This is a genomic window from Gammaproteobacteria bacterium, assembly GCA_029882975.1.
In the GTDB taxonomy this organism is placed as follows: domain Bacteria; phylum Pseudomonadota; class Gammaproteobacteria; order SZUA-152; family SZUA-152; genus JAJDNG01.
This window is the reverse complement of record JAOUJW010000007.1, coordinates 128,585-144,424: the sequence shown is the minus strand read 5'-3', so window position 1 is coordinate 144,424 and position 15,840 is coordinate 128,585. Positions and strand designations below refer to the sequence as shown.

General features: G+C 48.7%; 15 protein-coding genes. 9 read left to right on the top strand and 6 right to left on the bottom strand.

The genetic code is table 11. The annotated features are described in order from the left end of the window. Window positions 1-131 precede the first annotated feature (131 nt). The 7 genes from OEY58_07445 to OEY58_07415 all read left to right on the top strand — a co-directional run bounded on the left by OEY58_07445 (window position 132) and on the right by OEY58_07415 (window position 10,152). A complete protein-coding gene (locus OEY58_07445) occupies window positions 132-479 on the top strand; it encodes an MTH938/NDUFAF3 family protein (protein MDH5325283.1) in 348 nt (115 codons plus the stop codon). 264 nt (window positions 480-743) lie between these two features. After that, window positions 744-1,709, top strand: a complete 966-nt coding sequence (locus OEY58_07440) for a sterol desaturase family protein (protein ID MDH5325282.1) — start codon at window positions 744-746, stop codon at window positions 1,707-1,709. A 4-nt stretch (window positions 1,710-1,713) separates the two neighbouring features. Continuing rightward, window positions 1,714-2,703 (top strand): sterol desaturase family protein, encoded by a 990-nt coding sequence (locus tag OEY58_07435; protein ID MDH5325281.1) that lies wholly within the window; start codon window positions 1,714-1,716, stop codon window positions 2,701-2,703. Beyond that, complete coding sequence (locus tag OEY58_07430) at window positions 2,700-3,950, top strand: peptidogalycan biosysnthesis protein (protein MDH5325280.1); 1,251 nt, start codon at window positions 2,700-2,702, stop codon at window positions 3,948-3,950. The genes OEY58_07435 and OEY58_07430 overlap by 4 nt, the downstream gene beginning before the upstream one ends. A gap of 4 nt (window positions 3,951-3,954) precedes the next feature. Continuing rightward, on the top strand, window positions 3,955-5,844 hold the full coding sequence (gene asnB / locus OEY58_07425; protein MDH5325279.1) for an asparagine synthase (glutamine-hydrolyzing): 1,890 nt from the start codon (window positions 3,955-3,957) through the stop codon (window positions 5,842-5,844). Window positions 5,845-5,855: 11 nt separating this feature from the next. Further along, window positions 5,856-8,807 (top strand): AMP-binding protein, encoded by a 2,952-nt coding sequence (locus OEY58_07420; protein ID MDH5325278.1) that lies wholly within the window; start codon window positions 5,856-5,858, stop codon window positions 8,805-8,807. Continuing rightward, window positions 8,800-10,152 carry a cytochrome P450 gene (locus OEY58_07415; protein ID MDH5325277.1) on the top strand — a complete coding sequence of 451 codons (1,353 nt, stop codon included), beginning with the start codon at window positions 8,800-8,802 and terminating at the stop codon, window positions 10,150-10,152. Before OEY58_07420 ends, OEY58_07415 begins: the two co-directional genes overlap by 8 nt. 25 nt (window positions 10,153-10,177) lie before the next feature. Here OEY58_07415 and OEY58_07410 read toward each other — a convergent pair whose 3' ends face one another. After that, the gene (locus tag OEY58_07410; protein MDH5325276.1) at window positions 10,178-10,585 is read right to left on the bottom strand and encodes a bacteriohemerythrin; all 408 of its coding nucleotides are present in this window, start codon (window positions 10,583-10,585) and stop codon (window positions 10,178-10,180) included. A 258-nt stretch (window positions 10,586-10,843) separates the two neighbouring features. Here OEY58_07410 and OEY58_07405 point away from each other — a divergent pair, with 258 nt between their 5' ends. Beyond that, on the top strand, window positions 10,844-11,425 hold the full coding sequence (locus OEY58_07405) for a hypothetical protein (protein ID MDH5325275.1): 582 nt from the start codon (window positions 10,844-10,846) through the stop codon (window positions 11,423-11,425). Window positions 11,426-11,741: 316 nt separating this feature from the next. Further along, window positions 11,742-13,103 carry a dicarboxylate/amino acid:cation symporter gene (locus OEY58_07400; protein ID MDH5325274.1) on the top strand — a complete coding sequence of 454 codons (1,362 nt, stop codon included), beginning with the start codon at window positions 11,742-11,744 and terminating at the stop codon, window positions 13,101-13,103. A gap of 12 nt (window positions 13,104-13,115) precedes the next feature. Here the strand turns inward: OEY58_07400 and OEY58_07395 are convergent, their stop codons facing one another. The 5 genes from OEY58_07395 to OEY58_07375 form a co-directional block, all read right to left on the bottom strand. Further along, a complete protein-coding gene (locus tag OEY58_07395; protein ID MDH5325273.1) occupies window positions 13,116-13,820 on the bottom strand; it encodes a TVP38/TMEM64 family protein in 705 nt (234 codons plus the stop codon). Beyond that, complete coding sequence (locus OEY58_07390; GenBank protein ID MDH5325272.1) at window positions 13,771-14,634, bottom strand: sterol desaturase family protein; 864 nt, start codon at window positions 14,632-14,634, stop codon at window positions 13,771-13,773. The genes OEY58_07395 and OEY58_07390 overlap by 50 nt, the downstream gene beginning before the upstream one ends. Before the next feature lie 24 nt (window positions 14,635-14,658). Next, on the bottom strand, window positions 14,659-15,054 hold the full coding sequence (locus OEY58_07385; protein MDH5325271.1) for a hypothetical protein: 396 nt from the start codon (window positions 15,052-15,054) through the stop codon (window positions 14,659-14,661). 89 nt (window positions 15,055-15,143) lie between these two features. Further along, window positions 15,144-15,413 carry a thioredoxin family protein gene (locus OEY58_07380; GenBank protein MDH5325270.1) on the bottom strand — a complete coding sequence of 90 codons (270 nt, stop codon included), beginning with the start codon at window positions 15,411-15,413 and terminating at the stop codon, window positions 15,144-15,146. A gap of 12 nt (window positions 15,414-15,425) precedes the next feature. Continuing rightward, window positions 15,426-15,821 (bottom strand): heavy metal-responsive transcriptional regulator, encoded by a 396-nt coding sequence (locus OEY58_07375; protein MDH5325269.1) that lies wholly within the window; start codon window positions 15,819-15,821, stop codon window positions 15,426-15,428. Window positions 15,822-15,840: the final 19 nt, after the last annotated feature.

Here is a 15,840-nt window from a genome sequence, read left to right as displayed (position 1 = left end):
TCAAAGCAGCGTCGGGGTTGGCACCGATATTGCTGGATACTCTATCCCAATTCACAGTACCTTTTTGCAGTACATTTTTACAGTACCGATTTGCAGTCCCTGTGAGCAAGCCGCAGGCAGCGGAGGACCTTATGCACGTTTCCAGCTACGAATTTGGCAAACTCGATGTGGGCGACCAAGCCTACACATCGGATTTAATCATCACACCACAGCGTGTGGAAGATTCCTGGTGGCGTAAAGACGGGCATCAACTGCAAATCGAGGATTTAAGTCTCATTCTGGCCGCAGAACCGCAAACCCTGGTGGTGGGTACCGGCTATTTTGGTCGAATGCAAATTGCAGCGGAAACCAAGCAATATTTACAAGATCACGGTATTACCTTAATACAGGAGAAAACCGGCGAGGCGGTCAACTTATATAATCGCTTAGCCGAGCAAAATCCGGACAAGGTGGTGGCGGCTTTTCACTTGAGTTGCTAGCTCTTGGTTTGCTAAACCCTGGTTTGCTATACCCTGGTTGGGTAGCCCTTGATAGGGTAACGCAAGTCGAGTGCATCAAAAAATCTAACCTCGCAACTAATGATTTAGTACTATATCTCTTTTAAAGCAGTTAGCATATGTTAGCAGTCTGGGGCCGTGCATCGATTTCTATGCGACGGTGTTGTCTGATTCCTGCGTTATACCCTTAGTATGAAAAGTAGGTCACTGGGTGGTGGTGGCTGAAAGCATAAAAACAGGTGGTCAATGGTTAGAAACCTGGAAACATGGGGGCTGCGCCTGGCCTATCCGGCGGTGATGGCTTCGGCTTTGGGATTACATTTTTTGCTGTTATGGGCCTCCATTCCCTTGGCGGTGGCTGCCTATGTGCCGGTGATATTTTCCATTGTGGCGATTAACTTATTGGAGCGTTACTACCCCTTCCATAAGCCCTGGTGTCCTGATAAAAGTGACATAGCCACAGACCTCACCTTTTTGGTGTTTTTGCAAATGATTCTGCCGCAGTTGGCGCTGATGTTGGTGTTGTTTGCCCTGGCTCAGTCCGGCGTTCTCAGTAGCGAGACACTGAGCCATTGGTGGCCCCATGATTGGCCTGTGCTAGCCCAGTTTGTGCTGATGGCACTGCTCATTGATTTTTCCACCTATTGGGTACATCGGGGCCTGCATGGTATTCCTGTGCTGTGGCGTTTTCATGCTGTACACCATTCGGTGAAAAAATTGTATTGGCTCAATGTGCACCACGATCATGCCCTGGAAGCCTTGTTTCTGTTTGGCTTTGGCTTAATGCCCTTTATGGTCATGGGTGTCAATGAATCGGTATTGGCTTTTTTTGTGGTGATCTTCGGTTCCCATGCTTTTTTCCAGCATTCCAATATTAATATTTCTTACGGCTTCTTAAATTATTTGCTGAGCACCTCCGAGTTGCACCGATGGCATCATGCTCGTGATACGCAGCTTTCAGAGCACAATTTTGGTAACACCTTAAGTATCTGGGATATGCTGTTCGGTACCTGGTATTTTCCTCATGCGCAATTTCACGATATTGGATTAAAAAATGACAATTATCCTCAGGGATTCTTCAATCAAATGCGGACACCGTTTATTAAGGGGTTGGCGGATCGGGAACTGCCGTTTAGCACTTATGCCGAGTTAGCGCAACGGTTGTTACATCGAGTTAAGCGTTTGCGTCGAGCGCAACAAGCGGAGGGCTGACTGGGTGACACATTCCCATAGCGCGGTATCTAAATCTGAAAGCGGTTCGCCGCTATCCAGTATGAGCTACCTGGCGGTTATGTTGGGTGCCTTGTTACTGCATTGGTGCTTACTGGACCTGGAACTGGGATTGGCCTGGAGTGTTTATCTGCCTGTGTTGCTGGCGGTGGTTTGTATTGCGTTACTGGAATGGCGTTATCCCTTTCAGCGGTACTGGTTGCCCAATCGCAAGGATGTTCCTACCGATCTGAGTTTTCTGGTATTGATGCAGTTTCTATTACCGGAATTGATTTTGGCGACGGCATTTTTGTTGGCGCTGGACAGCAAGGTGTTATCACAACCACAAGCCCTAGCGGTTTGGCCGCATCATTGGCCGCTGTTGTTGCAGACAGTGGTGATCATGTTAATGGTGGATTTTGCCATTTATTGGATGCACCGCGCTTTGCATCAATGGCCCTGGTTGTGGCGTTTTCACGCCGTGCATCACTCGCCGCAAAAACTGTACTGGCTCAATGTGGGGCGCGATCATCCTCTGGAAACGGCTATGTTGTTCGTGTTCGGTATACTACCTTTTTATTTTCTTGGCATCGATGCAAAAGTCTTGGCGCTGTATTTTGTGTTGTTCGACATCCATGCATTTTTTCAACATTCCAATATTAATATTCGCTATGGCTTGCTTAACTATGTCATGAGTACTTCGGAGCTGCATCGTTGGCATCATGCCAGAGAGCCGCAGGTTTCCAATCACAATTTTGGCAATACCTTTATCTTTTGGGATTTACTATTCGGCACCTGGTGGTTTCCTCATCGTAACGCTACAGATGTGGGTGTGAGGAATCACCACTATCCGCTGGGGTTTTGGGACTTAATGCGTGCACCTTTTACGGTTGGTTTGACGGACCGAGAGCAGCCGTTTCGATCCACCGGGAAGATCTGTCGTGATGTTATAACGCGGCTTAAGTCCACTATGACGCACTCGGTGCGAAAGCCATGAAAGCTACGAAAGTCATGAAAGCCACTATCCAATTGTACGGCACTGTGCATGACATACCGCCATTGGTGTGGCAGCAGTTGGATACCGCCGATACCGGTCTGTTTCAGGGTGCGCCTTTTCTGGCGGCACAAGAAGGTATATTGCGTCAACGTGGTTTACAGTTTCACTACGCGGTGGTTTCCGAGCAGGGACGGGCGTGTGCATTACTGATTTTTCAGCAGTATAGCCTGAGCCTCAACGACCTTTTGGTGGATGCAAATTGGTTTAGAGCGCTGCAGCGTGTGGCGATCGTACGTTGCTTGAGTCGTAGACCCATTGTGACCATGATCGTTTGTGGTGATGTGGTCAGTACGGGTGTACAGGGTTTGCTGTTTGCAGAGCATGTAGACGCTGAGCACAGGGCTGCCTTACTTGAAGCAGTGGCAGAGCGGGTTCGCGTGAGAGTACGAAAGCGCGCAGGTTTTGGTTTGTTGCTGTTAAAAGACTTACAGCACGACATGAGTCATGCCAAAGTGCTTGGTGGCTATGCCTCTTTGAGTTTGCCGCCCACCATGGTCTTACCCATACCACAGCAGTGGAACAGTTTAAACGACTACATGGCCAGCCTCAAAAGTAAATATCGCACCCGCATCAAGCAAATTCGACGTGCCGCAGAACCTTTGCAGCGTCGCTTGCTCAGTCTTGCAGATCTGGAACGTTATCATTCGGAAATCGATGCTTTGTACGCCGCGGTTTACCAAAGAGCCAAAGCCAAAGGTCCGTATCTGGGGGTGGACTATTTTGTTTCCTTGCGGCGGCAATTACCTTTGGAGCGTTATCAGATAGAAGGCTATTTTCTCGGACAACGTTTAATGGCGTTCAATACCCGCTATAAGGTCAATGGCGTGGTGGAAAGTGCTTTTTTTGGTGTGACCGAGCAGGATAACCGGGAGTACCAGTTGCTCAAGTGCATGTTGGTGGATGATCTGGAATATGCCATCCACAACAATGCTGTATTACTGCATTTGGGTCGTACCAATTATTGGATGAAAAGTGCATTGGGCGCGCAGGCGGTGGCGTGTTTTTCCTGTTATCGACCTCTTAATCGTTGGTCTTCGATCTTGGCAGCCATGATTGGTCCTTTAACTGAGGCGGAGCCGTGGGTGGCGTGCCAACCGTTTCGGGGTGAGGCCCCGGACTGGCTGGCGCCGTTGCCGCCCGTGCATAGCTTTTTATCCTTAGAACGCAGCAAGAGTGTGTTGGGGTAGGGGCATGTGCGGAATTGCAGGCATGGTACATTTAAGCGGCCAAGGTAAACCGGAAGAGGCGGTGCTGGCTCGCATGAGTGAACGTTTGCAGCATCGCGGTCCCGATTCCAGCGGCTGTTTTGTGCATGAGTCCGTGGGTTTGAGTTTTCGGCGCTTGAAAATTATGGACCCGGAGGGCGGCGACCAGCCCTTGTTCTCTCACGATAACTCGGTGGTATTGATTTGCAATGGGGAAATCTTTAATCACCGCGAGCTCAAAGCATCGTTGCAAGATCAGAATATTCAATTCAAAACCCAGTCCGATGTGGAAGTACTCATATATCTATACCTGGAGCAAGGCCCGGATTTCGTTAAAAGCCTCAACGGCCAGTTTGCCTTTGCTTTGTACGATATGCGCCAGCGGCGCTTAATGCTGGCCAGGGACCACTTTGGTATTTGTCCGCTGTTTTATACGCTGGCAGAGAAAGAGCTGATTTTTGCCTCGGAAATAAAAGCGCTGCTGCAACATCCCAAAGTGAATGCCGCGGTGGATCTGCGTGGTCTGGATCAAATCATGACGTTCCCCGGTCTGGTGAGTCCAACGACCTTGTTTCAAGGCATTCACAGTTTAAAAAGCGGACACTATGCCTTGGTGCAACACGGTGATATTCAAATGCGCCGCTATTGGGATTTGGATTATCCCTTAAGTTCAACAGATAGCTACTCGGAAAGCGCCACAGCAAGAAAGTCGGATGAGGAATATTTGCAGCAGTTACAAGAGTTAATGACCCGTTCCATTGCTTATCGTTTGCAATCCGATGTACCGCTGGGGTGTTATTTGAGCGGTGGTTTGGACTCCTCGTTGATTCTAGGGCTGGCTTCCCAGATCAGCACCGATGCGGTGCCTGCCTACTCGATTGTGTTCAATGAGAAAGAACAGGATGAATCGTCTTATCAACAGGCGGTGGCTGCTCATTGCGGAACCCGTTTGCACAATATTCCTTTCAGCTACGATTATTCTCCCCAAGCCTTTGAACGCATGATTTATCACAGCGAGTGTGCCGTGAAAGAGTCTTACAATTTGTGTTCTATGGCTTTGTCCCAGGCGGTACGTGATGCGGGCTACAAAGTGATGTTGTCCGGGGAAGGGGCGGACGAGTTTTTCGCCGGCTACGTAGGCTACCGTTTGGATTCTCTGGCGGACTCGGATGAGACTGTTGCCGATGATTTACAGCATGCTTTGGAGCGGCAATACCGCAACACCTTGTGGGGTGATGAATATTGTTACTACGAACGCGAATACCATGCTTTTGAAGACAGCAAAAAAGCCCTGTACTCCGACCCAATCAATCAACACTTCACTGATTTCAATTGCATAAACCATAGTCCGGTAGATGTGGATATGCTGCGTGGGCGCAATCCCATGGATCAACGTTCTTACTTGGATTTTAAGTTGCGTTTGTCCGAGCATTTAATTTCCGATCATGGCGACCGCATGGGTATGGCGCATTCGGTGGAAGTGCGTTATCCGTTTTTGGATAAAGACTTGGTGGAGTTTTCTGCCACCTTACCGGCTCATTTGAAAATACAAAATGGGCAGGAGAAAGTGATATTACGGCAGTTGGCTAACTCCCAACTGCCGGCCCGAATCGCACAGCGGCAAAAGTTCGGTTTTCATGCGCGCGGCAGCGATGCCTTACTGCAACAGAACCTGGAATGGGTTAATGACCTTTTGTCCTATGATCGTATCAAGCGCCAGGGTTATTTTAATCCCGACAGCGTGGAATACTTGCGACAACAATATACGCAAGACGGGTTTCGACTCAATTTGCCGTACGAAGACGATTGGTTAATGATTGTGTTGAGTTTTAACGTATTCCTGGACGTGTTTTCCGTTTCCGGAGCGTCTAACTAATGGGGCAGACTATGGTGTCACGACGACAGGAGTCATTGCTGGGACAAGTAAGCGCTATGATACAGACACATGCTGATGCCGTGGCCATTGAGCAGGGTGACAGGCGCTTGTCTTACAAGCAGCTGGAGCAGAAAGTAGCGCAACTCTGTTACCATTTGCAACAAAGCGCAATCGACGAAGCTAATGAAGTACCGGTTGTGGTTTTGTGCAATGACAGCTGGACCGTGATTCCCTTGATGTTGGCTTTGTTTCGCTTGGGTTGGGTTTTTATTCCGCTCAATCCGGAAGATCCGTCGGATCGTTTGCGAGCCATGTTGCACCATGTGCAAGCCAAGCTGCTGTTGTTTGATACGGCCAGTGAAGCGCTTGCAAAAGACCTTGGCAGGGATTGTTCCTGTCAATTGCTGGGTCTGGAATCGCTGCTGTCAAACGCCTATTCCTCAGATTCATGGCAGCAAAACTCAGCAACGGGTCTGGAAAAAGATCCCAATAGCATCAGTTATGTTTATCATTCCTCCGGTTCCACCGGGCAACCGAAGAGCATAGCCGGGACCGGGGCGGGGATTTGGCATTTTGTGCAGTGGGAAAGACAAAGTCTGTTTCTAACGGCCGGTTGTCGTGTCAGTCAGCTAAGCCGACCGTTTTACGATGCGTTCTTACGAGATGTATTTACACCCTTGTGTTGCGGTGGCACGGTGTGTATTCCCGCGCGCACCGAAACCTTCTTGAGCGGAGATAAATTACGCCAATGGTTGCAGCAATCAAGCATAAGCGTGTTGCATACCATTCCCTCCGTGCTGCGTTTATTGTTTCCGAGCAATGGCGGGCAGGCGTCGCCATTATCTACGCTGCGCTATGTTTTGCTGGCGGGCGAACGTTTACTGCCGTTCGATGTGGCGGCTTGGTATGGATCGGGTGAAACGGCGCAGTTGATTAACAGTTACGGTCCTACGGAAACCGTGATGACCAAAGTAGCCTATTTTGTCCGCCCGCAGGATGCCGAACGGGGGACCATTCCCATTGGTCAAGCCATGGACGATACGCAAGTCTTTTTGTTGGATGCCGCCGGTCAATGTATCGACGACGATAAAATAGGGGAGATTTGTATTAGTCCCGGGTTTTATTTGCCGGGCTATTACAAGCAAGCGGAACTGAGTTCGCAGGTATTTTTTCCTTATAGCGATCTGATAAAGGATGGCAATGGTCAGCATGCAACTCCCCGGCAGGTTTATCGCAGCGGAGATTACGGTCGGCGTTTACCCAGTGGGGATTTGGAGTTTCTGGGTCGGCAAGATCATCAGGTGAAAATCAACGGGGTTAGGGTTGAATTGGCAGAGCTGGAAAACCACATCAATGCGTTAACTGCAGTCAAAGAGTGTGTGGTTCATGCCAGGGAACACCGAGGGCGACAACAAATTATTTGCTATTTAGTGGCTGATACCGGTGTGGATATTGTCCAGACAGTTGCAGGTCATGTCAAAGCGGGGTTGCCACGCATTTTGTGGCCGGCCTATTACGAGAGATTGACCCAGTTACCGCGGCTTCCCAACGGTAAAGTGAATTACAAGAAGTTACCCAAACCGAACTATTCTTCAGGTAAGGATAAGGAATCCGCGTTTATTACGCGCTTGTTTGATGAGGCTTATGATCTTACTGAATTTCATCTGACTCAAATTTGGGAGTCGATTTTGGGACGCAAAGGCATTAAGCTCAGTGATAATTATTTTGATCTGGGGGGGGATTCCCTAACTATCTTTAAAATATTAAATGCCATCGAAACCCAGTTGCAACAGACGCTCACCCTGGCCGAGTTTTTAGCCAACCCCAATATTTTGTCCTTGGCGCAGCGATTGCGACAGCAGTCCAATACCGGCGCCGAGTCCCAGTCCACTTCCGGTTTTCATTCCATAGTTGTGCCCTTACATCGTAGTGACAAGGGCAAACCTCTGTGGTTGGTGCATGCGCCGGGCGGCAATGTGCTGGCCTATGCACGCTTGGCCAAAGAATTGGATAATCACTACGCTGTCTACGGTTTGCAATATCCTTACGGACAAAAGTTTGTGGATTTGGATCAGTTGGCGCGATTGTATGCACAGCAGATTCAAGCCGTGCAAGCCGAAGGGCCGTATGTGCTGGGCGGTTGGTCCATGGGCGGGGTGATGGCGGTGGCCGTGGCAAAGCATTTATTGCAGCAGGGTGAAGTGGTTCAGTCCGTGCTGCTGATTGATTCCGAAATGCCTTATGCAGATGCGCACGCCACAGTATCACTTCGAGATAGCAAAACGGTTGCGAAGGGGAATGCAAAGAGCAATTCAAACAGGGGTAATAGAAAAGCGTATAGAAACGTGGAAACAAGCGCCTTTGTATCCCTGGTCAAATTTATCGGTGAAGGTTTTTCCGTTAAGATACCCTCTGAGATGCGTTACTCAAAAAACTTGCTGACAAAACTGCTGCGGCTGATGGCTTTTCAGTTAATGGGGGTGCGATTCAGCAAGGCCGAGCTGCAGCAATTGGATGCGTCGGTGTTTAATATCATGGATCAGATACTGCAAGTCACCGTCGGTACTCGGCTCAATTGGTTGCAATGGCTGCCCTCTCCCTTACTTTTTAGTATTGCGCCGGAGCGGCAGTTGAATTTGGTGTTGTCCATGATGCAACGCTTCAAGTTGTCTCCCCATAATTTTAATTTAGACAATGCCAGAGATTTTATTAACGCCTTTCGTTATAACCTGGAGTCCGTGTGTCGTTATGGTCTACAGGATTGCGATGTGGACTTGATTTTGTTTGGCGCCGGCGATTCTCTGGGAAATAAGCAATCCGCCGAGCACTGGCAGGCGTTTACCTCACGTACGGTGGATTATTGCGCCATTCCCGGCAATCATTTCACTTTGTTGACAGAGCCTCATGTGCAGCAATTAGCACATGCCATGAAACAAAAATTGGGACAGCCGGTTTATGCTTAAGTTGTATCGGGAAGCGTTACGCGCCAGGCCGGATGGTTCCGGTGCACACAGCAGCATAGAGCAAGCTAAAGATATTCCTCTGACTTCGGTATCGATTCCGGCCTGGCGTTTGTACGGTCAACCGCTGCAATCTTTGTTGACGGCATCCCAGTTGGGTGATCGGGTGAAAATACGCACGCCCTGGCCGGTATACTTATTCAATGACCCGGAATTAGCACAACACGTACTCAAGCAAACCGATCTGAGTTTTAACAAAGATACGCTGGATTATCGTTTGTTCAATGCTTTCGTAGCCCCTGGAATTATTACCAGCAGCGGCGAGCCCTGGAAGCGCGCCCGCAATGGCGCAAAGCAATGCCTGCATCACGGGCAGTATGCTTTAATGCAACCCGTATTGGACCATGCTTTAAACGATTTGATGTCCCGTTTTAAGCAAGCCAAGCATAGCGGAGAAGCGCTAGATATTGGTGCGTGTGTAAATTTATTGTCTTACCGAGTCATTTGCTACTTAATTTTTGGTGTCGAGGTTAACGATGAGCAATTGGCGTTTGCGCAACAATTGGAATCCATGCGTTTTTCCGTGGTCGAAGGTTTATTGCTGGCCTGTCCGTGGCTACCTGTGGGGCGTAATAGCCGTATGGGTGCTATACACCAACAGTTTGATCGGCTGATTCAGCAGTTGTCGGCACTAAGCGATCAACACAACCGACCCTGTGTGTATCAAGCTTTAAAACAGAGGATTGAACCGGGGCAACTGTACCATGAATTAAAGAATTTTATTTTTTCCGGTTCCACAGTGACCAATCTTATGGTGTGGTGTTTTTACGCCTTGGCGCGTGGAGGACAGAGCAGTGAGAAAGTGTACCAGGAATCCGCTTCAATAAAAGGTTTTAGCTTAGACCAGAAAGTGTTGGATTCTATGAAGTACAGCCGTTGTTTTGTTAAAGAAGCGATGCGTTTGTATCCGCCGGTGTGGCAGATGTCGCGACGCTGTACGCATACACACACGGTTTGCGGTCATCAATTTAAAAAAGGCGATGTGGTCTGGGTCTCGCCTTGGACCTTACATCGAAATCCTCGTTATTGGCAGGATGCAGAGGCGTTTCGACCCGAGCGTTTTTTAAACGAAGAAAACATTCCCAAAAACGCCTATCTCCCCTTTAGTGCCGGACCACGTATGTGCCTGGGGCGTCACTTTGGTTTTAACGAAGCATTAGCCACCGTGGTAACCGCTGCGTCCCAATTTCGCTTCACTATATCGGATCAAACAGCGGCGAGGCCATTAAAGCTGGAAACTTTGATTTCCGTAAAATTCGGTGGTCGTCTTTTACTTCAATTACATTAAAGTTAGTGCCTGATAAGGTATGGGCTTAATGCATCCCGGCGCGATTTAAGTGAGGACCGTATTGGGTGTCCACTCCTTTAATATGTTTCTCCAGCCAGTCTTTGAGGAACGTGCAAGCATTGTCTACGGCGCCTACTTTTCCGCTTTGAATATCGTCGTGCAAGCTTGATGCTCTTTGTACCAGGTCTTCATGAATTTGTTTGTGTTTATCATAGGTGGGGTACTCATGTTTTTTCATGTAGTACTCTTCAATTTTGAAATGCATCTGGGTGTAGTCCAGTACTTTTTTGAAAATCTCAGTCAGGGTAGCGATATCTGAATTGTTTTTCGCAGTCTCGTAAAATCGGTTAACTATTTTGAACAGAGTTTTGTGGTGTTCATCCAGCATTTCTACTTTAACGCTATAGCTGTCATCCCATTCCAGCATTGACATAACGGTACTCCTATTCGTGTGAGCTGCGAACTTAGTGGTTGAGGAGGCGGCTCCTTTGTTTGTCTGCTTTATCCACTATGTATATCGTGTAGGGGGAGGCCGGTGTTTATATGTGTGACGCAAATTTAACGAATATTTTACCTGGGCAAATCAGAGCGATTAGCTGGGTTTTGTCGGGTATAAATTGGAGCTTTACGAGACGCATATACATGGTAGAATCTTGTTGCTAGAAATATACATAAAATGAAGGATACATATATGAATAAACCGGCATCTTTTTTTCTTTTAGCTGTATTTGCTTTATTTATGAGTGGGTGTGCCACGGTCAGTCATCATATGAGCCCGGTCCCTCCTGCGAATGTGGTTGACAAGGCGGCAGCTGATAAAGCCTTGGTGGTGTTTTTGCGTCCATCTAACTACGGTGGTGCGGTGCAGGCCACCTTGTACGATGGGGATACTTATATTGGCACCCTGTCGGCAAAAAAACAAATTGCTTACGAAACAGATCCGGGTGAGCATATGTTCATGGTCGTTGGCGAAAGCGCGGATTTTATGAAAGCGGATTTGTTGGCAGGGAAAACGTATTATGCGCAAGTGGTGGCTCGCATGGGACTTTGGAAAGCACGTTTTAGTTTTAGGCCAATGAACGGTCAAGTAGCTGAAAATGAGTTACAACAATGGTTGTCTGCTTCGGAGCAGGTGAGCGTGAATCAGGAAGGGTTGGCATGGGCAAAAGCCAATGCAGCCAGTATTGCTGAGAAAAAAGCCGACTATTTACCTAAATGGGAGGCGAAGCCTGATTCCGATAAACAGATTTTAAAGGCGGAGAGCGGCCGTTAAACCGATGCTTTAGCCTGCCGGTTGCCGCCGGCGGGCGAGTTCGCACCCAATCACAGGCAGTCAGCGCTAAGCTGGGTTCCAAGCAGCAGAAAGCGCATTCCCAAAAAACGACTCCGGACAAAATCCTGACACAGTACCCGGCGTTGAAATCACGTAAGCCCCCTATTTGAAACAAAGTACAAGCACTCGGCGACGGGGTTATGGTTCTGAAAAGTGGTGGATAATTGAGCAATTGCAGTTGGCGTATTTGCAATATGATAGTGATTATGCGAGTTTATGCTCTCACTGCAGCTTTTCAATATCCAAGGAAAAATAAATGAATGCCAAGAAAAAAATGAGCCTGACCGTGCAGGTTTTGCTGGGTATGGGGCTGGGAATAGTTCTAGGCTTGATTTTTAATCTTACCGGATTGAATGCCGAGGGTAGTTTTGTCAACGTCTACATCGTGGACGGTTTGTTCCACGCATTGGGCTCTATGTTTGTAAATGCCCTGAAAATGCTGGTGGTCCCGCTGGTGTTTTTCTCACTGATTTGCGGTGTGTGTGGCATTGGTAATGTAAAAACGTTAGGGCGTGTCGGCGGTAAGTCTTTCTTGCTGTACATGGCCACCACCGCTATTGCCATTGCGGTTGCTATCGCCATCGCGGCTGGTGCCGGTATTGGTGAGGGGATGAATCAGGCGACAGACGCAGTATTTCAGGGAAAAGAGGCTCCACCGTTGAGTCAGGTCATTATCGATATTATTCCCAAGAACCCCATCAACTCTATGGCCAAAGGGGATATGCTACCGATTATTTTCTTTTCCATCCTGCTGGGTATCAGCATGCTAATGGTGGGACGCAAGGCCAAAGGTTTTATCGAAGCGGCGGAGATTGCCAACGAGATTATGATGAAAATGGTAACGCTGGTAATGGCGGCGGCACCTTATGCGGTATTTGCGCTCATTGCCAAGTCTATGGCCGATTTAGGGTTGGATCTGTTGGGGCAGTTGCTCGGGTATGTGCTGGTATTGGTCAGTGCCCTGATGATCCATTTATTCGTTACCTTAATGGTGGTTCTGAAACTGTTTTCCGGATTGAACCCCATGCTGTTTTTGAGAAAAATTCGTAATGCCCAAGTATTCGCATTCAGTACCGCCAGTTCCAATGCCACCATACCCATCACCTTACGTACTGTAACCCAGCGGTTGGGAGTAAACAATTCCGTGGGTTCGTTTACAGTGCCCTTTGGAGCCACCATTAACATGGACGGTACGGCCATTATGCAAGGTGTGGCCACAGTATTTATTGCCAATGTTTACGGCGTAGATCTAGGGATCGGCGGATATTTGACGGTCATATTGATGTCCGTACTGGCGTCCATCGGCACTGCCGGTGTTCCCGGTGTGGGTTTGGTTATGTTGTCCATGGTATTTGCGCAAGTCAATTTGCCGGTGGAAGGTATTGGCTTGATTTTGGGCGTGGACCGTCTTATGGATATGATACGGACCGCAGTAAATGTATCCGGAGATGCAGTGGTTTCCAGCATTGTGGCAAAATCGGAAGGGAAGATGGATTTGGCAGTTTACAATGATCCCGATGCCGGTGTATTTGATATTTCCGAATCCATACATATTGATGAGGCAGTGGAGAAGGAATTGGCAGACGTGGTGGAAGCTACTCATTCAAAGCAAGAGTAAGGGTTTGTCGTCTCAATATTTGCTACTGCGCAGTCTTTTAATTATTCGCGGTAGGAATACAATTAATGCCATCAAACCCAGTGCCAGCAGACCTTTTTGGATTAGGCCTTCGCTGCCCGTGATGGCCTCACGTCCAACATATCCCACATAGGTATAAGCGATACCGCCCGGCAGCATACACAAATAACTGGCAAGTACATAGTGGCTCAGCTTGATACGAGTCAGGCCCAATGCGTAATTCAATAAATTGAAGGGAAACAGGGGGACCAGGCGAACAAAAGCAACAAAGCGCCAGCCCTCATCTTCTACGCCTTGCTTCAATTTTCGCAGGTGGCCGCCGCTTTTGTGTTCCACCCAGTCCGATGCCAAATAGCGCGAGATGAGAAATGCCAGGGTCGCCCCCAGTGTGGCTCCCGTCAAGTTGTACAGCGTTCCCCAATAGGGCCCAAACATGGCACCGCCCGCCAGTGTGAGTACCGATCCGGGGAGAAATAAAATGGTGGCGCATGCATACAGCGCCATGAACAGTATGGGACCGGCGATCCCTGCCGAATCGATCCAAGCTTGTAACGATTGACTGTCCAGGTATTGTCGGTAGCGTACGGCGATGGCGATTGCGCCCAGGAGTAACAGAAACAACGCGCCACGCAGGATTTTGGGTGCCGTGTCAGTGCTCACCCGGGTGTGTCCACTGGCGCCGGTTGATGGTGTAGTCACTAATTTTACCTATAAAAGGCAGTTTTAGCATACCGGGCAGGCGGTTGACCATTTTCGGGTTACGGTAGTGGTGGATACCAATGAGCATACCCTGGTGTCCGGCTCTGGGTTGGGTTCGGTAGGTGCCGAAAAGACGATCCCACCAGGGTAGGTTAAAACCGAAATTGCTATTGGCTTCATCGTCTTCCGCCGAATGGTGGATTCGGTGCATATCCGGCGTGACGACGATTAGTCGCAGCACTTTGTCCAGGCTCTCAGGCAAGTTCAGATTACCATGGTTGAACATGGCTGTGGCGTTCAACAGAATTTCAAAAATAATAACGGCGATAACGGGGGCACCCAAAACCACAATAGCGGCCATTTTGATTAACATGGATAGAATAATTTCGATGGGATGAAATCGAGCCCCGGTGGTAACATCATAGTCCAGGTCGGCATGGTGTACCCGGTGCAGGCGCCAAAGTGCCGGTACGGCATGTACCAACACGTGTTGCAGATAAATAATAAAGTCCAGAGCGATGACGCTAAGGATAATCGCCACTGTGCCAGGCAGTTGATAATAGTGAAGCAACCCCCAGCCTTGCTGCGAGGCAAAGGCGGCTACGCCCACCGCGGCAGCTGGAAACAGTAAACGTAGAATCACTGTGTTCAATGCCACCAGGCCCAGGTTGTTGAGCCATCGCGTCGTTTTGGAGACGGTCAGTGCACGCTTCGGTGCCAGTCGTTCCCAAAAGGCGATTAATAGAAACACACCGAAAAAAAAGCTCAAACGAATGTACAGCTCGTAGTTTCGGAGGAATTCTTCCAGGTTCATTGCTTTCTCTTTCTCAATAGGAGGCTAGGCGGCTGTTTCGCATTGGTTGCACTGCCGGTTCCAAAAAATTTGCCAAATGGCAGCGCCTATCAGACCCAGTAGCGCCAGATAGGACAAATACTCCCATACCAATACATATAATGATAGGAAAAAAACAGCACCAGAGCCCAGGCTCAGAACCAACACGGTTTTATTGCCTCGGTTATCGCGGAGCTGATGTTTATAGGACAAAACATGAGCTATTAGTGTCATGACGACCATGCCCTGTGCTACAAAAAAGAATAGGGTTTCATAGGGTGCCAGGGCCCCCAGACCAAACAGGGCGCCAAATAGAGCCAGTTTGGGAAAACAAACCGGACACGCGGCGGCGGCAATCACGGCGCCAAAGGAACCGAATCTCTCGAAAATATTTTTCATCATACATCCAAAGCGGCCGGTGATGGAAACACCGGCCTGTTGTTATGCATATTGTTGTTAAACATAGCAATTTACCATCGTTGCCACGAGTGCTAGCTCAGGGGTTGGCCGATACCGGCGGCGCGCAGCGCCGCTTCATCCGGTGCGGAAACCGAGCAACAATCTGCCAATTTGCCATCAATAACAATAGCGGGTACTCGATGAACCCCCAGAGACTTGGCTCTTGCCGCAACGTCGTTCTGGTTCATGTCCAAAACAATGACGTCACAGGATGAGCAGGATATTTGTTTGACCAGGTCAATGGTGTTTTGGCAGCAGGGGCAGCCTGCGCTGAATATTTCGACTTTTCGTTGTCCCATAATGTTCTCCCGGGTTTAATTGGAATCTAAGTTATTGAGTATGGGGCAGTCACTAATAGGTTTATCGGATTGGCATTGCTGTAGCAGAGGTAACAGGGATTGCTTCATACGTTCCAGAGCATCGATTTTATTTTGAATATCGTCCAGCCTTGCTTGCGCCGCCAGTTTTATACCTGTGCAGTTACTTTCCGTGCTGTTTTTTAGGCTAATCAACTCTGCGATTTCCTTGAGTGAAAATCCCAAGTTTTTGGCGTGTTGAATGAAGCGCAGTTGTTTGACCACTGTCTCCGGGTACTGGCGATAGCCGGATGAGGTTCGGGAAGGTTTGGAAATTAAGCCTTCTCGCTCATAAAACCTTACGGTTTCTATGCCTAATCCGGTTTGTTTTGCCACAGCGCCGATGCGTAACATATAAGTGTACTCCATGGGG

Excerpts from the sequence above, each read along its gene's own strand:
- OEY58_07445 (MDH5325283.1), top strand. The coding sequence starts at position 132 with ATGCACGTTTCCAGCTACGAATTTGGCAAACTCGATGTGGGCGACCAA.
- OEY58_07440 (MDH5325282.1), top strand. The coding sequence starts at position 744 with ATGGTTAGAAACCTGGAAACATGGGGGCTGCGCCTGGCCTATCCGGCG.
- OEY58_07430 (MDH5325280.1), top strand. The coding sequence starts at position 2,700 with ATGAAAGCTACGAAAGTCATGAAAGCCACTATCCAATTGTACGGCACT.
- asnB (MDH5325279.1), top strand. The coding sequence starts at position 3,955 with ATGTGCGGAATTGCAGGCATGGTACATTTAAGCGGCCAAGGTAAACCG.
- OEY58_07420 (MDH5325278.1), top strand. The coding sequence starts at position 5,856 with ATGGTGTCACGACGACAGGAGTCATTGCTGGGACAAGTAAGCGCTATG.
- OEY58_07415 (MDH5325277.1), top strand. The coding sequence starts at position 8,800 with ATGCTTAAGTTGTATCGGGAAGCGTTACGCGCCAGGCCGGATGGTTCC.
- OEY58_07410 (MDH5325276.1), bottom strand. The coding sequence starts at position 10,585 with ATGTCAATGCTGGAATGGGATGACAGCTATAGCGTTAAAGTAGAAATG.
- OEY58_07405 (MDH5325275.1), top strand. The coding sequence starts at position 10,844 with ATGAATAAACCGGCATCTTTTTTTCTTTTAGCTGTATTTGCTTTATTT.
- OEY58_07400 (MDH5325274.1), top strand. The coding sequence starts at position 11,742 with ATGAATGCCAAGAAAAAAATGAGCCTGACCGTGCAGGTTTTGCTGGGT.
- OEY58_07390 (MDH5325272.1), bottom strand. The coding sequence starts at position 14,634 with ATGAACCTGGAAGAATTCCTCCGAAACTACGAGCTGTACATTCGTTTG.
- OEY58_07385 (MDH5325271.1), bottom strand. The coding sequence starts at position 15,054 with ATGATGAAAAATATTTTCGAGAGATTCGGTTCCTTTGGCGCCGTGATT.
- OEY58_07375 (MDH5325269.1), bottom strand. The coding sequence starts at position 15,821 with ATGTTACGCATCGGCGCTGTGGCAAAACAAACCGGATTAGGCATAGAA.